Consider the following 1,304-nt stretch of genomic DNA (forward strand, 5'->3'; position numbering starts at 1 on the left):
AGCCAATGAAAGGCACGCTAAACCAAACACCGCAATAGGTAACGAGATCCAAAAGATGCGCTGAGGGCGTTGTTGAAACATTACCCAAGCCACGATTGGCACGAACAGCATCGAGAGGCTCATAATAAATGCGCCCTCGCCTAGCGTATCGCTGATTGAAATGGCATAAATCCACGTCATCACAGCGCCGCCAAGCAGCAAACCTACGCCACTGGCTGCCAACACGTCTTTTAACCGTGCCGCTTTTAGTGGTCGGTAACACAATGGCAGTAAACAGAGAGAGGCGATGGTAAATCGCAAGCCAATAAAACCAAAGGGAGGCAGCCCTTGGATGGTTTCTTTGGAAAAAATCCAGCCCAGTGCCGCTATCATCGTAGTGGCCACCAGAATCACGGTCGCTTTGCGTTCTGAGTTAAACATAATTACTCACAAAAAGGCCTGATGAATCGTCATCAGTGGGGATATTTATATCGATTTTAATCTACGAAAGTTATTTATATTCGTATCGCAAATGCTGACGAGGTGTGTAATAAGAATGGAAGATGTTAACGTTTGCGAAACGTCGGCATTATACATTGCAGGTGAGATTTCATCGAGAAATAACAGCGTGTTGCCTTCCTCGCTATAAACGGTATTCGCGAAGCGAGGAAGGAAAACTAGAACCGAGAATGGGCTCTTTGAAGCAGAAGTTTTTGAAGCGATTAATTACAAGGTGCGGTTGAACTGTGCGACAGCTTCAACCACTCGGCTTGCTCCGTCTTGGATATCGTTCATAACATTGCCCGCCTTTTCAGACAGCTCTAGAGTATCAAGCGCCTCTTTTTGACACTGAGAAATCAGTGCAACAGCGTTATTGGTGCGCTCTAGATTTTCCGTCACCATCGAGACAATCTCATCTGTCGTGGTATTGGTGCGCATGGCAAGCTGGCGTACTTCATCGGCAACCACCGCGAAACCGCGTCCATGATCGCCGGCACGAGCAGCTTCTATTGCCGCGTTGAGCGCCAACAAGTTCGTTTGGTCAGCAATTCCGCTAATGCTATTCACCAGTTCACTGATTTTCGATGAGTGTGCTTTCAAATCTTCGATGGCGGCATTGGCTTGCTGCATTTGCTCTGAAAGGATCTGCATTTTCTCAAGGGTAGAGCCGATTACTTGACGGCCTTGGACAGTTTGAGTGCCCGTTTCCTGAGATACTTCATTCGCCAACTGCGCCGCTTGCGCCATGGATTGCTCTTGAAGCACTTGCTGAGTAATGTTGGTCGCAAATTTGACCACTTTGTACAGCTCGCCTCTGTCGTTAT

At 47.7% G+C, this 1,304-nt stretch carries 2 protein-coding genes; both read right to left on the reverse strand.

All coding sequences use genetic code 11. The features are described from left to right. Positions 1-420, reverse strand: a 420-nt coding sequence (locus R8269_RS24650; protein ID WP_318222834.1) for an EamA family transporter, incomplete at its 3' end; no start/stop codon positions are given. A 285-nt stretch (positions 421-705) separates the two neighbouring features. Further along, positions 706-1,304 (reverse strand): methyl-accepting chemotaxis protein (locus R8269_RS24655; protein WP_318222835.1); only part of this gene is annotated, 599 nt, incomplete at its 5' end.

The sequence above is a fragment of the Vibrio sp. Vb0667 genome (assembly GCF_033391095.1).